The following is a 16,270-nucleotide window of genomic DNA, read 5'->3' as shown; positions in this document are numbered from 1 at the left end:
TTGTGATTTGCCTAACATAAATTCTTAAATATTGGTGTACTGCTTACAGTAATTAGCAACATCGAACGAAGGTATTAGCCATAACAGAACAATGAAAATCAACAAAAAATATAATGATTATCTTACAACACTTTAACTATAGATTGTATACTCAAGCATTGCCTTTGCCAGTAAGAGTTTCTTTTGATTTTATTACCTTATTTTAAATTTTTCGTTGTGCTGTATTTTCTGATTGGTATGCATGTAGTTTTAGATACGCCGGGCGGGGTAGGTTTATATTATTCTTATAATGTTATTGCTTGGGTAATAACGCCTATATTAATTGCGCTAGGACTTTGGCAAGTTACACTAAATAAAAAAATTTATTACAGTAACATGCTAGTTTGGTTAGGTTTAGGCTGTCTTTTTTTAGTTATTCCTATTTTTTATGATTTTGAATTTACTGATCATGCTATCCCCAGAGTATTGGCTCTAATAGGTGGTTTACTATTTCTATTTTCACTTTATCAATTTCAATTACCAAAGCATGATGCTTTACAGCTACTTTGCTTAATACTTGTAGCAGTTGCTTTAGAGGCTACTTTTGGTTTAGTGCAGTTTTTTTTATTGGAAGATGGGGATTGGGGCGGTTATAAAATTGGACGAAGTAGGCCTCATGGGGTGTTTTTACAACCCAATGTCATGGCAAGCTTCATGGCTACGGGTTTTGCTATAGCCTTATTTTTTTCGACAAATAAGTCATTATTTAACAAAGCGAAACTCTTTAACGGCTTTGTGTTAAGTAGCCTTTTCATTACTACATTTTTACTTGTTTTATTACAATCTCGTACCGGTTTTGTTGCCGTATTTTTGGTCTTGTTATTAAGTGCCCCATACATCTACCAACAAAGTAAAAAACAATTTTATATTAACCTTATGGTCGTTTTCTTAGCTGTAGTTTCTGCTTTATCTGCTTTAAATAACTCAAACACACCTATTCGCGACGAACATGTTTATAAAACGACTGATGTGCGATATGACATTATTGTAGTTGGAATAGACATGATCAAAACCAAACCTCTGTTAGGATTTGGTTACGGTAACTTTGAGCGTAGTTTTATTGATTATTTTAATAACTACGCTATCGAACATCCTGAAATTGGCGATACATTAACTAATTTTGCACATCCCCATAACGAAATATTATTTTGGGTTATTGAAGGTGGCTTAATCGCCTTACTTGCTTTTATTTTTTTTATTGTTGGATTTTTAGTAACTTGGCTGAAGATCCCGATTAAACAAGGTTTAATCTTATTGTCACTACCCTTACCATTATTAATACATAGCCAATTAGAATTTCCTTTTTATAGCTCTGTTTCACATTGGTTAGTATTTTTAATATTAGTTTGGATATCTGATAAATACGCCATGCAGTCTAAAACAAAAATAAGCTCTATCTCTTGTAATAAAACCTTTTTAATAAGATTTTTTGCGATATTAATACCTGCTATTTTCGTTCCCTTTATGATAACAGCGCAACACACCGCACATATTTTAGTTGAGCATGAAAAAGATTTAACAAATCCTACCGCCTTTGCACGATTAAACAATATTATTAATCCTATTGCTTGGCAAAGCCGATTAGATGCTGCTGTATATGCTCACATCCTAATATCTGGTTTACAGGAAAAGGATAATGAGAAATTAACAAGCTATCTTAACTGGGCGCTAAAACGCATAAAACACAAACCGAGACCTATTCTATATCGCAATGTTTTATTGGTATTAAAAAAAATAAATCGCACAGAGCAATATCAAGTAGTACTTGCTGAAGCAAAACATACCTACCCGCAAGAAAGTGATTGGAAAAATAGTCCGTTACAAGAAAAATATCAATAACAGAAAAATGTTATCGAGAATGAATATTATTCCTTGAAGAAGATCAAGAATATAACAATAAATAGCATTATCTGCTTACCGATAAATCTACCATTAGATATTAGAGCAGAATACCGTACTGGTTTTCAGGCATAAAAAAACCGAGATTCACTCGGTTTTTTAATTCCTAAGATACATACAAATTAACAATCAGTAACTGTACTTATTATTAGTGGCTTTTCATCAGCTTCCGCTTCAGTGTATGTCACAAGGCATTCAGCTGCTGTAGCTGCCTGAGCGTGAGTAAAAGTAGTAGCTGTTGCTTGTTCAACTATTGTAAAGTCTGGATTACTTACGTCAGTGTTAATATCAATTAAATCACTGATAGTTTCGGCATCAGGATAACCATTTACAAAAGTAATAGTCGAATTACCAATACTTGTTGTACCACCTTCACTAACCCCTAATACCAAACGCTTGGCATAGGCCATATCAGCAGCCGAGCTCAATGACCCCTGAACAGCTTGAACTACTGACGCTTTAGCATCACCCGTTAAATCGATAAACTTAGGTGCTGCAGTTACCGCTAAAATACCTAGAATAACTATTACGACTACTAATTCTATTAAGGTAAAACCCTTTTGATTTGCTTTAATATTTACACTATTTTTCATGTTTTATCCTCAACTTATGAACGAAATTAAATTTTTTATGACGAGTTTTAGCACTTTTTATAATTTATATAAGCTTATTTAAACTTACTTAAATTTATGATTAGTTATCATTTATATAAATAATAACTGAACTGTTTGCTGGTTGGTAACTAAAACTATTACCTACACTGGTTAAAGTATCCACGCTTGTTGTAGCCGGCGCAGTATAATCTCCATCACCATCACGTGCCAATGTTTCTTTTAAATGGTAGTGGCACAAGGTGGCTGCACCGCTACCTGATAAATTTGCTAAATATTTAATGCTGTTATCACTACCATTAACATCATCAATGTCGCTTGTTATTGCTGGTGGTTGCTGTAATAAACTATTCCAAATATCAATACAATCAGAAACAGTTATATTAGAACCAACACCATTAATACCATTACCACTTGTGATACCAACAATATAACCTGGGCTAATTGCTGGTGTAGTGGTGCGATCTTCACTGGTTAAGTAAACCACGGTGCCGTCATAATTAACCATATTCAAATTACTAGTATCTTTCGGACGGGCTTCGGCTTCCCATTGAGCACGAGCTAACGATACACCTGTCGCAAAACCACCGGCCATACCTTCAATATTTGCTTGTTTAGCTTGTCCTGTTAAATCAACAAATTTAGGAATAGCTGTTGCTGCGAGGAAACCTAAAATTACCACCACGATAACCAATTCAATTAAAGTAAAACCTGCATTTTTGTTATGACCAGTTAACGCCTTAGCTCGAATGTTGGAGGAAAATTTATTGTGGCTATTATTATCTATCATTACGCTGACCTTGTTAAAAATTACGTAGGGTAGGTTTACTATATTTATCTCTGCTTTACTTTTTACGTTTACTTTAAAGTAAAGCTAGCTCTGTTAGACTTTTATAATAACATTATGATTTAGAGAATTATAAAATACAATGTTATATATATGTTATTAGATGTAACTTACCCTAGTGTTACCTTAATAATTAATAAAAACACTGTACGATATAAACTATAAAGCTAATTTAACTTTACCTGTATCACTACGATAGTCAAAAGATTGCCCGTTAGCAAGGCTGTAGCGACATAAACGACCGTTTTTAATCACTTTATTTTGAATTTCAATCGCTATTACGGTCGATTTGACCACCTTCAATGGCATTGCCAATGTTTGTAGCCAAATATGATGGCAAGCCAAGTTGTTATCTTTGCTATCTACCCAGCCAGCACTATTGACCTCGATATACTGTTTTTCATTACCATTAAAACTATTTAACACTACAACATTTGGCTGTTTATCCATAAACCATTGGCCATGAACCACATTTATTTTACTGGTAAAGTTTTGAGCGACCCCTGTAAATGCGGTATCTGTAATCTGATCTTGTTGGCTGAAAAAAATATCTACTAATAATTTCATCAGCACCAAAACAATAACACCCACTATGATAAATTCAATAATTGAACTTTGTTTTTTTTCTGTGGAGCTAGGTGGCCTTTCCATCTTAGTTATTTACCTTGCATAGCCGAAGCCATATCCCACATAGGGGTAAATATTCCCAAAGCCAAAACAAGTACCATAACCGCAACAACTATTAAAAGTAGAGGTTCAATACGTGCGGTAAGAGTTGATAAGTCATAATCAACTTCTCGCTCATAATAATCTCCCACTTCAGCGAGTAACTCATCAACACGTCCTGTTTCTTCACCAACCGCAATCATTTGTAGTACTAATGGAGTAAATAATCCGCTTGCTACTGACGAACGTAATAAGCTTTCACCACTTTCTATACCTTGTCGCATTGCGGCAATTTTTCCTTGCATATAGCTATTATCTACTGCATCAGCCACCAAGGTTAGTCCTGTGGTCATGGGTAGACCGGCTTTTAATACAATGGCAAAGCTATGCGAGAATCTAGCTAATATGGAACGTTCAATAATACTGCCAATAATGGGGATTTTTATTTTACGTCTATCCCACTGTAATCGGCCCTGCTTAGTTTGTAGTGATTTGTTGATCATGAAATATATAAATATTACACCAAACAACATATACGGCCAGTAGTTTAAAAATAGGTTTGAGCTCGCAATGATAAAACGAGTCGCTAGTGGCAAGTCTGCGCCTAAACGTGAAAACATGTCAGCAAAGGTGGGTATAACAAAAATATTGAGAATAACTATCGCCGCAGTAATGGCGATCAACACCATGCTTGGATAACGTAAAGCGGCTTTTATGCGTTTACGTGTGTCTAGTTCACGTTCAAGATAACTGGTTAATTTTAGAAAGGATTGATCTAATTGACCAGTGTTTTCACCTACATGAACTAATGATACAAACAGATGATCAAATATTTTTGGATGTGCGTTTAATGCTGAAGAAAAGGTATATCCCCCTTCAAGTTGCTTAGCAATATCTGATAATGCTTTTTTAAGATTTGCTGAATTAGCCGATTCAACCATACCGTTAATAGCACGCAATATCGGAACACCTGAACGCATTAGCGCATACATTTGCCGACAAAAAACAATAAGCTCTTCTAAAGACACACGTCCATTATTAAATACTTCAAATACATCTGCGCTGGCAGCACTGTTAGTACTTTTTTTTATGGCAACAATAGCAATAGGAGTAATTGCCTTCTTAAAAAGCTTTTCCGCAGCGCCATCAACATTAGCCGCGTCTATACTGCCTTTTACTTGGCTACCACTGGCATTTCGCCCGGTATAATTAAATGACGCCATAAAACACTCTATTCTCAATTTAATTGGTGCAAATTGCCTAGTGTAGCTAACGTAACCTACTTAGGCTGTTTTGCTAAATAACGGTTTTGCTAAATAACTTTGTTGTTACCTAATTTATATCTATGGTTTCCACAAGACGTAAAACCTCTTCTACCGTGGTAATACCTTGACTAGCATAATTAAATGCCGCATTAGCTAATGGAGTGAACGTTGGGTTTTTCTTTGCTAAGTTAGCAAATTCTTCACTATCATTACGCTTTAATGCTGCCATCATCGAGCTATTCATTTCAAGTATTTCGAACACACCTATTCGACCTTTATAGCCGGTATATTGACAAGATTGACAGCCTTTACCGTGTTTAAAGTGTGCATTTCTGGCTTGCTCGCCAGCTAAGTTAGTTAACCAAAATAATTCTTGCTCATCAGCTTGGTACTCATCTGAACATAAGTCACAAACTCGTCGTACAAGGCGCTGTGCGATTACGGCTCTTAATGCGCTACCTACTAAAAATCCTGCCGCCCCCATATCTATTAATCGCAAAGCACTGGTTATTGCGTCATTGGTATGTAACGTTGATAACACTAAATGACCTGTTATAGCGCCACGCAAGCCTATTTCTACCGTTTCTTGGTCGCGCATTTCACCTACCATCATAATATCAGGATCTTGGCGAAGTGCGGTGCGTAATACTTTTGAAAAGGTTAAGCCTACTTTGGTATTGATTTGGACTTGGTTTATCCGTGGTAAGCGGTACTCAACTGGATCTTCAACCGTTATGATTTTTTTTGTAGCTTCATTTAATTCGCTTAACGCGGCATATAAGGTAGTAGTTTTACCACTACCTGTTGGTCCTGTGACTAAAATCATGCCGTGTGGACGATGAATTTGTAGCCTAATGCGTTCAACAATATCACTTGGCATACCCGTTTGATCGAGCGATAACAACCCTGCGGATTGGTCTAATAAACGCATAACAACCGATTCGCCAAATTGCACAGGCATCGTAGACATACGTACATCGATACTATGCCCCGCAATATCTAAATGAAAACGGCCATCTTGTGGAATTCTTTTTTCTGAGATGTCGAGTCCAGCCATTAACTTAAGGCGTAAAACCATAGCGGAGGCTATTTTATTCTCTTTGAGAACTTTTTCTTGTAACACACCATCAATTCGTTGGCGAATACGCAGTTGCTGCTCTTCTGGTTCGATATGAATATCAGATGCGCGCATTTGTACCGCATCTTCAAATACTGATTGTAATAATTTACCTACCGTTGCATCACCACCTTCATCGAGAAAGGTGGTTTCTAAATTAAAACTTGAAGATTCTTCATATTCTTCTTCAAGTTGGCTGGCAAAAGATTCTATTTCAGCGGTACGGCGATATAAATTATCGAAAGCATCAAAGATCTGTGATTCCATAACCACAGCAAGCTCAATACGCTTAGGTGCAAGCATTCGCTCAAGTTGATCTAAACCACTTAAATCGGCAGGATCACTCATTCCTAATAATACCGAAGCCCCCTTGTCTTCAATAATTAATGCTCTTAAACGACGAGCATGTACTTCAGGTAATAAGCTGGCAACGTTAGGGGAAATTTTATGTTGTGAAATATCTAAAAATGGCACATCGAGCTGTTGCGCTAAAAATTGTAACAACTGTCTTTCAGTTAAAGATCTTAACTCTATTAAAGTGTCACCGAGCTTACGACCCGTTTCTTTTTGACTTGCTAACGCTTGTATCAGTTGCTCGTTGGTTATGATGTTTTCATGAACCAACAAATCGCCTAAGCGCATCTTTAATTTGGGAGCTGCCATAATCTTTCCTAGTGTCCTGTTACTACTTAGCTATAAACTACTAAAGTATTGCTACTGTGCTATCGCAATTATACGTTGCTTAACAAAATCTTCTGAAGAAAACGATAAATCATTATTTGCTAATGCTTTATTATAAGACTCATTTGCTAAAATAAACTGACTGTTTTTATCATATAAAACCGCTATCGCTAAATGCCATCTACCTTTTTCAGGTTGCATTGAAATTAATGTTTTATAAGCGGTAATGGCAATATCGTTCTGCTGTGCTTGCTGCGCAATATTGGCTAACATTAGTTGATATTGTTCATTTTTTAATTGCGCTAAAGGCTTTAACGTATTTAAAGCAGCAGTCACTTGGTTTTGCTGTAAATGAATTCGAGCTTTCATCTCACGCAAACTACTATCTTTACTATTTAAGGCAATACCTTGAGAAAGTAGGTTGGTCGCATTTTGATAAGCTTGACGACCAAACCATAATGCAGCTAATTTTTTACGAGTTTGGCTATCACTTGGCTTTAAAATAACAACATCTTCTAATAATTTTTCGGCCTTTTCTACTTGGTTAGCCTCTAGGGCTTTCTCGGCGAGAACTAATTTTTTTGCAACCAGTTCATCGGCTGACAAATGACGGCGTGATACTGACATTTGATTCGACGATGCAGGTGATTTAGTTTTACTCGGACTAGTAACTATATCGTGACTGTGACTAATTTCATCACCATCATGGCTATGCATATTAGCTTTTTTAGCAGGGGTGACTTTACTCGAATTATTAGCAACAGTTACAGGTGCTTGTTTCGTGTTTTTCAAAGCAGAACTATTCGAAGATGAACTACTGGAAGATGAACTAATAGCAGGTGTAACTTTAGTTGGTAGTATATCTGTTGAGTTATTCTGCTCGTTTGGCTTATTTTCAACTAAGTCAGTTTCAACCAAGTCAGTTTCAACTAGCTCATTTTCACCTGACAAAGTAGCAGAGGTGCTTGTTATTTTATTATTATTTAAAGCTCTTAAACTTAGCCCTGTATTAGGTTGGGTAACACCTTGCTCGCTTAATTGAACAGTAGTTTTCTCATGTGCAGACGAGGTAACCATACGGTTATTTTGATAAAGTGACTTTTCTGCTTTTAACGCGTTATTTTCAGTAATCAACTGCCAAATAAAAAAGCTAATTAAACACAAAAACAACACACTAAATCCGCTAAACAATGCAACTTTGGGAGCTGATACCCCTGAAACAGTATTATTCCGTTGAGCATTTTGCTTGTTCTTTTCAGGATCTCGTTGCTCTAAATCCTTTAACATTTGATTGATAACACTCATACTTTATTTACCAAGGTAACATAGGAGAAAAACAAGCCACTTAATATAACTAACGCCGCAAACACTATCATTGTTCTAGTAGAGCCTTGCTCAATACTCTCGGTATCTTTTACTGCCATTTGAAGTATATTATTTGTCATTTTGTAATGCCCTTGACCATAAGCAACCATAAGCATTTTATGACACAAAATATTAACCACCCTCGGTACTCCTTGGCTAACTCGTGCTATTCTTTTACATATTTTAACGGGAAATAGTTCCGCGCCTTTATAGCCAGCTACTTGTAATCTGTGATGAATATATTGATGTACTTCATTAGAATTCATCGCTCTTAATTTATAAGAAAAGGTGATCCGTTGTCTTAATTGCCTAAACTCTGTTTTGGTTAAACGTTGATCAAGCTCTGGTTGAGCAAACAAAACAACTTGTAATAATTTACGGGTTTCGGTTTCTAAATTTGTGAATAACCTTAAAGCTTCTAAGCTGTCTTCTGGTAATGCTTGCGCTTCATCAAGTATTAAAACCACAGAGTGACCTTGGCTATGTAATTCTAACAGTCGCGTTTGTATGCGCTGGGTTAATAACTGCGTTGACATGCGTTGAGCTTGTTTAATACCAAGTTCAACAGCAACGGCGCGCCTTAATTCATCAGGATTTAAATATGGATTAGGAATATAAGCCGTAACAAAGTGGTCGGGTATTTCATTAAGCAGTTTGCGGCATAATAATGTTTTACCTGTACCTACCTCACCAATCACTTTTATAAAGCCTTCACCTGTTTGCAGCGCCGTTGACAATACCGCTAACGCTTCATCGTGCATCGCCATAGGTAAATAAAAACTTGTATTAGGCGTTAACGTAAAAGGTAGCTCGGCTAAACCAAAATGATATAAGTACATGGCTAATTCACAACGTGAGTCAATTAAGTTAAATCAAGCCAAAAAGCTCGCGTCTTATTGGTTACTATTAATATCATGCTGATTCACGTTATTACTTGTGCTTGGCTGAATACTTAAATGCGCTTCTTGGCAAACAGCGTTTGCTTGTGCGTATTCTGCATCTTTGCATTGCTCTTTACAATCTTGTGTTAATTCACCGTTAGCTGATAATTCACACGCTTCTACCTGTTCAGGAAACCATTTTGTAAGAATACTACGAGCATCTTTTAACTGATGTTTCCATGTATCTTGTCCTACCACAACAGGTTTAAGCATAATAACTAGCTCACGCTTTTGAGATTTAGTTGACTTACTTTTAAACAACTCTCCAAGAAAAGGAATATCGCCTAAAATTGGTGTTTTCGACTCAATATCAACATTATATGTTTCAATTAATCCACCAATAACCGCTACTTCGCCAGACATAGCACGAATAATAGTATCCGATTCTCTGACGCGACTTTGCGCCAAAGGTAGTACAAGTTCTTCATCACCAATTTGAATCACTTTATTTTGCTCTTCAGTAATAGTTACTGACGGATGAACATGGAGAATCACACTGCCGTCTTCACTTATTTGTGGCGTTACATCAAGCGCAATACCAGAGAAGAATGGCGTTAATTCAATATCTGGTGTTGCGTAAGTTCCATCATTGCCACTACCTGCAAATACGGTACTTGAAACATCTGTTACAAAGTATTCATCTTCACCCACTTTTATAACCGCTTTTTGGTTATTAGTTGCTGCAATACGCGGACTTGACAGTACTTGCACATTACCTTGCGTTTGTAATAATTCAATAACACCTGAAAAGTCACTACCATTAGTTTGTTTACTAAAACCAATGGTATTAACACCGCCAATAGCAGTTGAGATAACATTACCAATTACATTGCCCGTGCTAGAGTAGACAAATTCAGCACTACCTACATTATCAAGCACTTGGTTCCATTTAATACCTTGCTGATAATCATCGTTGAGCGTCACTTCCATTATTTTAGCTTCAATGATGACTTGACGATGTAAATGACTTTCAGTGTCAGTTAAAAACTTTTTAACCGCATTAATCTCTTGCGGTAATGCACGTACAGTTACCAACCCCGCCTGCGGTGAAACAATGATTGAACGTCCTTCACCTGTACCAACAAAAGCAATCAATGACTCTTTTAATTCAAGCCAAAAATCAGACTCATTTTCGGTATATAAATTAACACCGTTTTGATTATTTGAATCGCCGTTATTTCCATTGCTACCATTATTACTGCTATTGTTATTACGGTTACCGCTATTACTATTATTACCGCTACTCCCATTGTTGGAATCGTTTGAGGCTACACCTCCAGAGTTTATCGAGGTAGTCGACGAGCCAAAACGCTTAAGAAACAAATAATTTAAAGCAATAGTTTCAGTACGAATACCCGGTGGAAAAACCTGTACTACATTGCCTTTTCGAGTAATTTCGTAACCATAAACATCTTCAACAACCACTAATGCCTCTGATAAAGTTACATCACTTAAGCTTAACGATATTTGACCGTTAACATTAGGGTGCATCACAACGTTATAACGAGATCCCCTGACAATTGCTTGGAAGAAATCTTTAGCCTCTACATTAGTTGCTGAAATTTCTAAACGTTTTTCCGCTAACATGCCCTGTTTAGCTAAATCCATATCATTAAACATCATCTCTTGTTGTACAGAGCTTGGCACTTGAGTTAATGGTTTTGGCTGTTTTAATTTTTGATTTGATTTAATTGCAGCATCTATATCTTCTTTCATCCAAGTTGGATCATCTGGCGATGTTTGACAGCCAATTAATACGAATAATAACGTTGATAGAACAATTTTAGATTTCAGTTTTTTCATAGGGGGACTTATTTTTATCATTAGTGAGCTACTGTGCTTTCTATAACGCTACTGGTGAAACCTTGACTTTTAAAAACATTAATTTTTAATCGTTCAGATTTACTACGTAAGACCACGCTATGGTTGTTAATTGCAGTGATCCGGTATTCACCAACATAGTCAAACATTTTATATATTTTACCATTGATAACAGCAGTATGTATGCCGTCACCATGGATGATAGAAGTTAAGGTAAAACTATCTTCATGTTTAAGTGAAGTATTACCATTACCTGCTCCACTGCTCCCAAATGGTTGAGTAGGATCGAGAGCTTCGGCTGAGCTTATAAATGATATGAACATCATGATTAGCCCTAAGAAGATAGATAACAGTGAATTTAAAAGAAGATTAAACACCAATAAACTCCTTATTCAATCCTAAACTATAAATAATAACTTCAACTTCATTTAAAGGGTATTCAGTTACTTGAAGCTGAAAGTCTTGCCAAAAGAATTTCCATTTTAATTGTTCAAGCTGTTGTAAGTAATTACGTAATTGAAAATACTCTCCCGACAACTTTAATTTAATACCGTGTTTGTATAAATTTAAACCAAGCTGTTCTGATGAAGGCATGGTATTTACTTCCTGAGAATTAGCAGTTGCAGCCGCAATTTCTAATAAAGGTTTAGCGCCAATTAATTCAAAAGATGATAATGACACCCCAGGCTCTAATTTAAGTAACTTAAGTAAAGCTTCACGCATTTCTGTGGGACTAATTAGCTCTGTTGTTAACAATACTAGTTGGCTGTCTAGATTGTCTAATTTAGTTTCAAGCTGTTCAATTTGCTTAAGAGTATCAGTATTAGGGTCTAACTGCAGCGCCGCTTGGTATTGTTCAATTGAGTAGTTCAATGTTTTAATACTAGATCGCATTGATTTACTTTGCTTCTCAAAGTTTAGTGATTTAGTACTTTTTTCATCAATAAATAGGTAAGAGCTAATAAAAAATATTGCCACTAGGCCTGTAATTAAAACAAGAAACTGTTCTCTACTCGTTAGTTGAAGAAACCTGTCACTATAGTTTTGCCATTGCTGCTTCATTAGCCTTTACCTTCTTTAGCTGTTGAGCTAACAACAAACTCAGTAAGATTATCTTTATTTTGAGTGAGTTTGAAATTTAAGAATTCTTTACCTGACAATAAACGTGATTGTTTAAAGCCTGCTAGCCATGCAGGTACCGCTTGTGGATTGAGAGCAAGTCCAGAAAAGCTCATATTTGCTGAATTAACACTTATATGTTGCAAGCGGATATCTTTATGATGCATTTCTGACAAATTGTTCATTACCATGACAAAACCACCAGCAAAAGTCTCATTAGAGTCGGTAAGTTTACTTAATAATGCATCTTTATGCTGCATAACCAATTTTAAGGTATTAAGGTTTTGCTTTAAGGCTGGAGTTATTTGTCTATTTGCTAATTTAACTTCTAATTGTTTCGTTTGATTTTGCTTTTGTTGCTGCTCTCTTTTCAAGGCGTCATGAATTATTAGCGCCTCATTGTAGTTAAGGGCGGTAACAAATGACCATATTACCATGATAAACAATAGCCCGAGCCAAATTACCATAACCTTACTTAATGTTAGTAAAGCTTTTTCTGGATAGAGCTCAGCTTGTAGTAAATTAATCGTTTTTTTAGTGGTCAAAATGCGCTCCCTCTGAAGCATCTACTTCACTGTCGTAAGGGATATTCTCTATACTAGCACCAATGGCTGCTGCAAACTCTCTATGTTGATGATAAGGACGAGGTAACTCTAATAAACTTACTGGTGCAGCAGTATTCTCAGCTAATTTTTCGACAAAAACACTTTCTAATGTTATCGGTAATAAGACTTTAATACCTTTAATTGGAGCTTGTTTTAATTGCCGCTCAAAATAGTCTGTAGAGCGTTGAATTTCTAAACTAATATCATCAATAATCCGAGAAGATAATTCTGTTTCTGTTTTATCAGCAATATTCGCGTAGCCGCGTAAACGTCGGTGAAAGAATATTTGATTGTCTTTCACTATAATTAACACAATCTCTTCATCAGGCTGCGAACAAACCAATAAAATAGCATCACTTTGCGCAGGGAGTAAATTTGCGAAAGCAAATTCTTGGGTAATTATGGCCTCAACCTTTAACGAGCCTTGCTCAGTAGCCATAACAATATTTTTAAGTTCATCTAACGGCGCGCAAACTACATTAATTTTCTCTTTACCACCTGCAAGCCTTGGCGCGTCATAATAATCTAGCAACATGTTGTCAGCGGAAATACTGACTAAATCTTTCACCTGCCATTTTAAGGCGCTATTTATTTCTTCATCAGAAACAGTCGGCTTGTCTACCTGTACAATATGAGATTGCGCTTCACTAAGCACTAGAGTCACTTTGCCATCCAAATCATTTTCATTATGAAATGCCTGAATAGTTTTAATAAAATTAGCGTTATAGGTTTTTTCGTGTTGAAAAATTACTTTGCCAATTTTAGCTTCAGCACCTTCATTATCAAAGCTTAGATCTGGAATAGAGCACAAAGAAATACCTTGCTGCTGAAAAGCAATACCAATATGTTTTTTAGGGCCGCTCTTTGAAAAAATTTGGCTTATTTTTGTTAAAAACGACATTTATAGGCAATATCCCATCGTGCTAAAATTATTTTCAATATACCCTTTGTCATGCTTACAGAGCAAGTATTACTGGCTATTATTAGTTAAGTTTATTAGTCGCTTAAGTGCAAATTTTATTATCAAATAACACATTTTATTTTTAGTTACATTAAAAGAAGTGATTTTGAAATTATTATTCACGGCCAATTTTTATTAATAAACCTGAGTTCGGGGTAATGAAAGTGAGTAGAATAATAATATCAATCACTTAGAAGCTTACCTCTACAATAGCTTTAATTATTCGTAGTACAAGGCAGGAAAGCGAAGCCAATAACAGGTTATTGGGAGCTATCAAAACACAGTAATATTGATAATTAAGGCTGTTGTAGTATTTTGCTTATCCCCGAATTCAGGTTAATAAATATCTTTTTAGAAACTCCTGAGTAATACTATTCTCGTTTATAATAACAATAAGACTATGATTAACTTTCCTCAATGATAAAAATATGCCTAACTCATTATCAATATTACACAAATTAGAACACCCGCTGTTTGATAAATACCAAGTTAGTGTGCAAATCAAACGAGATGATCAACTGCATGACATTATTTCAGGCAATAAATGGCGAAAGCTAAAGTACAACCTTACTCAAATAACTGAAGGTAATTACGTAGGTGCATTAACCTTTGGTGGTAGCTATTCTAATCATATTCATGCCTTTGCTTATGCTTGTAAACTACAAAACATACCTTGTATCGGCATTATTCGCGGAGAAGAAAATTATGCGAATAACTTTACCTTAAGCTGGGCAAGACACTGGGGAATGAGATGTCATTTTGTTGATCGTAAAACCTATCGTCGTCGATTTGATACGGACTACCTTAGCGAGTTAAAACAACTTTATCCTGACTATTTCATCATACCTGAGGGCGGTAGTAATTCGTTGGCAATAAGTGGCGTGGCTGAAGTTATTACTGAGTTAAATCAACAAACTGAGTTTGATACTTTACTCACTCCTGTAGGCAGTGGTGGTACTTTAACAGGTTTAATTGCGGGTGACTGTAACGAGCAATACCCGCAACATAAAATTGTAGGTGTTGCGGTATTAAAACAAGCAGAATATTTACTTGATGATATTGAAAGCTTACTTCACAGCCGAATAAAGTCGCAAAAAACGCCTCTTTTAACTATGCATAGCAATTGGCATTTACTCACTGAATTTCATCGCGGTGGCTATGGCAAATTTAGTAATGCTGATGTTGAACGGCTGCTCGAATTTAATCAGCAAACAGGGGTGATTTTTGAGCCTGTCTATTCTGGTAAAATGATTTTAGCTATGCTCGATTTATTAACACACGGCTATTTTAAACCTGGCGAGCGAATTGTGTTGTTACACACTGGAGGATTACAAGGCCTAGGCGGGATGATTGAACAAGGTAGGTTAAATAGTGATGAGTGGCCTGCCCCTAAAACTGTGCTGGATGGTACGTTTTAACGGCATATTATCCTTACAGGTTACAAACAAAGCCAACTTCATAACCAACTAAAATGCGACTTTGTAAAGTACTTTGCCGCTAGAATTTAAGCACATAACGACCTTGTTCGTCAGGGCGTCCAAGAAAAGTTAAAGCTTCTTTCAAGTCAGCAGGAAATTTAGCGCCCGGTTGTAAATATCCTTGTCCCGATGGTTTTTGAGTTGCTAAATTTACACGCGCATCTAAACTTAACCCTAAGTTATTTTTCGGCAGAATTTTTGCTAACAAATCCCCCGCTTCACAACTAATATCAGCCTTAAGTAAACCTAACTTAATATCTCTATCTAACGCAACAACACCTGCTCTTATCCAAGTCACTTGCCCTTGAGAGTATTCACACGCTAGTTTGTTAGACATAGTAAGCTTAAATTCACTTAATATTAACTCAACATTACCTTGTGCGGTTGCTGGAATAGGTAATGGCAATTGTTGAGCAATATCATTGGCTGAAAGAAATAATTCAACATCATTAAGTAATAATTCTTTCGATGAAATAGTTAAGGTTAATTTACCTTCAGGACCATCTCGCATTGCATCACCAAAACTAAGATTTATTTCTGGAGAAAGGAGCAGTAATGACCAAAAGCTTAGATCTAAATTAACTTGCTCTATACGATTATTACTTAATGATATATGGGTGATTTTACCTTGCCATACAGTTCCTGAAGCAACGCCAACATTGACATTTTTAGGTAAGCTCATATTATTTATTAAAAAAGCTAATGGCATAGTTGCCACAAGAAACACTAAATAACTTGTCAAAAAAATCGCGGTAATAGTGAACCATTTCTTCATTTAATTTCTCTATATTCTCTTAAATATGACAAAGCCACAAAGCTTTGCTTACCTCAGCTTAAGCTATTTGTTTACATCTG

Annotated in this window: 15 protein-coding genes; 2 read left to right on the top strand and 13 right to left on the bottom strand. The window is 36.0% G+C overall.

Translation table 11 applies throughout. The features are described from left to right. The first annotated feature begins 237 nt into the window (after positions 1-237). Positions 238-1,878: a PglL family O-oligosaccharyltransferase gene (locus CWS31_RS01020; protein ID WP_148747635.1), complete on the top strand. Its 1,641-nt coding sequence runs from the start codon at positions 238-240 to the stop codon at positions 1,876-1,878. Between the two features lie 182 nt (positions 1,879-2,060). On the opposite strand, the gene CWS31_RS17900 is transcribed toward CWS31_RS01020, so the two are convergent. The 12 genes from CWS31_RS17900 to CWS31_RS00960 all read right to left on the bottom strand — a co-directional run bounded on the left by CWS31_RS17900 (position 2,061) and on the right by CWS31_RS00960 (position 13,877). Beyond that, entirely contained in the window at positions 2,061-2,531 is a 471-nt protein-coding gene (locus CWS31_RS17900) for a type II secretion system protein (RefSeq protein ID WP_101343294.1), read from the bottom strand. 100 nt (positions 2,532-2,631) lie between these two features. Beyond that, the gene (locus CWS31_RS01010) at positions 2,632-3,339 is read right to left on the bottom strand and encodes a type II secretion system protein (RefSeq protein ID WP_101343293.1); all 708 of its coding nucleotides are present in this window, start codon (positions 3,337-3,339) and stop codon (positions 2,632-2,634) included. 216 nt (positions 3,340-3,555) lie between these two features. Beyond that, a complete protein-coding gene (locus CWS31_RS01005) occupies positions 3,556-4,047 on the bottom strand; it encodes a hypothetical protein (protein WP_101343292.1) in 492 nt (163 codons plus the stop codon). 5 nt (positions 4,048-4,052) lie between these two features. Further along, entirely contained in the window at positions 4,053-5,285 is a 1,233-nt protein-coding gene (locus CWS31_RS01000) for a type II secretion system F family protein (RefSeq protein WP_101343291.1), read from the bottom strand. A gap of 109 nt (positions 5,286-5,394) precedes the next feature. Further along, positions 5,395-7,107, bottom strand: coding sequence for a GspE/PulE family protein (locus tag CWS31_RS00995; protein WP_101343290.1), 1,713 nt, complete (start codon positions 7,105-7,107; stop codon positions 5,395-5,397). 51 nt (positions 7,108-7,158) lie between these two features. Continuing rightward, positions 7,159-8,430 (bottom strand): tetratricopeptide repeat protein, encoded by a 1,272-nt coding sequence (locus CWS31_RS00990; RefSeq protein WP_101343289.1) that lies wholly within the window; start codon positions 8,428-8,430, stop codon positions 7,159-7,161. Then, on the bottom strand, positions 8,427-9,329 hold the full coding sequence (locus tag CWS31_RS00985; RefSeq protein ID WP_101343288.1) for an ExeA family protein: 903 nt from the start codon (positions 9,327-9,329) through the stop codon (positions 8,427-8,429). Before CWS31_RS00985 ends, CWS31_RS00990 begins: the two co-directional genes overlap by 4 nt. A 54-nt stretch (positions 9,330-9,383) precedes the next feature. Continuing rightward, entirely contained in the window at positions 9,384-11,234 is a 1,851-nt protein-coding gene (mshL, locus tag CWS31_RS00980; RefSeq protein WP_246143252.1) for a pilus (MSHA type) biogenesis protein MshL, read from the bottom strand. A 20-nt stretch (positions 11,235-11,254) separates the two neighbouring features. After that, on the bottom strand, positions 11,255-11,578 hold the full coding sequence (locus CWS31_RS00975) for a hypothetical protein (protein ID WP_101343727.1): 324 nt from the start codon (positions 11,576-11,578) through the stop codon (positions 11,255-11,257). Between the two features lie 43 nt (positions 11,579-11,621). Beyond that, positions 11,622-12,314: a hypothetical protein gene (locus tag CWS31_RS00970; RefSeq protein WP_101343286.1), complete on the bottom strand. Its 693-nt coding sequence runs from the start codon at positions 12,312-12,314 to the stop codon at positions 11,622-11,624. Beyond that, positions 12,314-12,916, bottom strand: a complete 603-nt coding sequence (locus CWS31_RS00965) for a PilN domain-containing protein (RefSeq protein WP_101343285.1) — start codon at positions 12,914-12,916, stop codon at positions 12,314-12,316. The genes CWS31_RS00970 and CWS31_RS00965 overlap by 1 nt, the downstream gene beginning before the upstream one ends. Beyond that, positions 12,906-13,877 (bottom strand): hypothetical protein, encoded by a 972-nt coding sequence (locus tag CWS31_RS00960; protein WP_101343284.1) that lies wholly within the window; start codon positions 13,875-13,877, stop codon positions 12,906-12,908. The genes CWS31_RS00965 and CWS31_RS00960 overlap by 11 nt, the downstream gene beginning before the upstream one ends. A gap of 488 nt (positions 13,878-14,365) precedes the next feature. Here CWS31_RS00960 and CWS31_RS00955 point away from each other — a divergent pair, with 488 nt between their 5' ends. Then, positions 14,366-15,355, top strand: coding sequence for a 1-aminocyclopropane-1-carboxylate deaminase/D-cysteine desulfhydrase (locus tag CWS31_RS00955; RefSeq protein ID WP_101343283.1), 990 nt, complete (start codon positions 14,366-14,368; stop codon positions 15,353-15,355). Positions 15,356-15,434: 79 nt separating this feature from the next. On the opposite strand, the gene CWS31_RS00950 is transcribed toward CWS31_RS00955, so the two are convergent. Then, a complete protein-coding gene (locus CWS31_RS00950; RefSeq protein WP_101343282.1) occupies positions 15,435-16,190 on the bottom strand; it encodes a type II secretion system protein N in 756 nt (251 codons plus the stop codon). Between the last annotated feature and the right edge of the window lie 80 nt (positions 16,191-16,270).

This window comes from Colwellia echini, assembly GCF_002843355.2.
Classification (GTDB): domain Bacteria; phylum Pseudomonadota; class Gammaproteobacteria; order Enterobacterales; family Alteromonadaceae; genus Colwellia; species Colwellia echini.
This window is presented reverse-complemented; position numbering and strand designations above follow the sequence as displayed.

Bases quoted from the DNA above. Each gene is read 5' to 3' on its own strand.
- CWS31_RS17900 (WP_101343294.1), bottom strand. From the start codon at position 2,531: ATGAAAAATAGTGTAAATATTAAAGCAAATCAAAAGGGTTTTACCTTA.
- CWS31_RS01000 (WP_101343291.1), bottom strand. From the start codon at position 5,285: ATGGCGTCATTTAATTATACCGGGCGAAATGCCAGTGGTAGCCAAGTA.
- CWS31_RS00960 (WP_101343284.1), bottom strand. From the start codon at position 13,877: ATGTCGTTTTTAACAAAAATAAGCCAAATTTTTTCAAAGAGCGGCCCT.
- CWS31_RS01005 (WP_101343292.1), bottom strand. From the start codon at position 4,047: ATGGAAAGGCCACCTAGCTCCACAGAAAAAAAACAAAGTTCAATTATT.
- CWS31_RS00995 (WP_101343290.1), bottom strand. From the start codon at position 7,107: ATGGCAGCTCCCAAATTAAAGATGCGCTTAGGCGATTTGTTGGTTCAT.
- CWS31_RS00985 (WP_101343288.1), bottom strand. From the start codon at position 9,329: ATGTACTTATATCATTTTGGTTTAGCCGAGCTACCTTTTACGTTAACG.
- CWS31_RS00970 (WP_101343286.1), bottom strand. From the start codon at position 12,314: ATGAAGCAGCAATGGCAAAACTATAGTGACAGGTTTCTTCAACTAACG.
- CWS31_RS00955 (WP_101343283.1), top strand. From the start codon at position 14,366: ATGCCTAACTCATTATCAATATTACACAAATTAGAACACCCGCTGTTT.
- CWS31_RS01020 (WP_148747635.1), top strand. From the start codon at position 238: ATGCATGTAGTTTTAGATACGCCGGGCGGGGTAGGTTTATATTATTCT.
- CWS31_RS01010 (WP_101343293.1), bottom strand. From the start codon at position 3,339: ATGATAGATAATAATAGCCACAATAAATTTTCCTCCAACATTCGAGCT.
- CWS31_RS00950 (WP_101343282.1), bottom strand. From the start codon at position 16,190: ATGAAGAAATGGTTCACTATTACCGCGATTTTTTTGACAAGTTATTTA.
- CWS31_RS00975 (WP_101343727.1), bottom strand. From the start codon at position 11,578: ATGATGTTCATATCATTTATAAGCTCAGCCGAAGCTCTCGATCCTACT.
- CWS31_RS00990 (WP_101343289.1), bottom strand. From the start codon at position 8,430: ATGAGTGTTATCAATCAAATGTTAAAGGATTTAGAGCAACGAGATCCT.
- mshL (WP_246143252.1), bottom strand. From the start codon at position 11,234: ATGAAAAAACTGAAATCTAAAATTGTTCTATCAACGTTATTATTCGTA.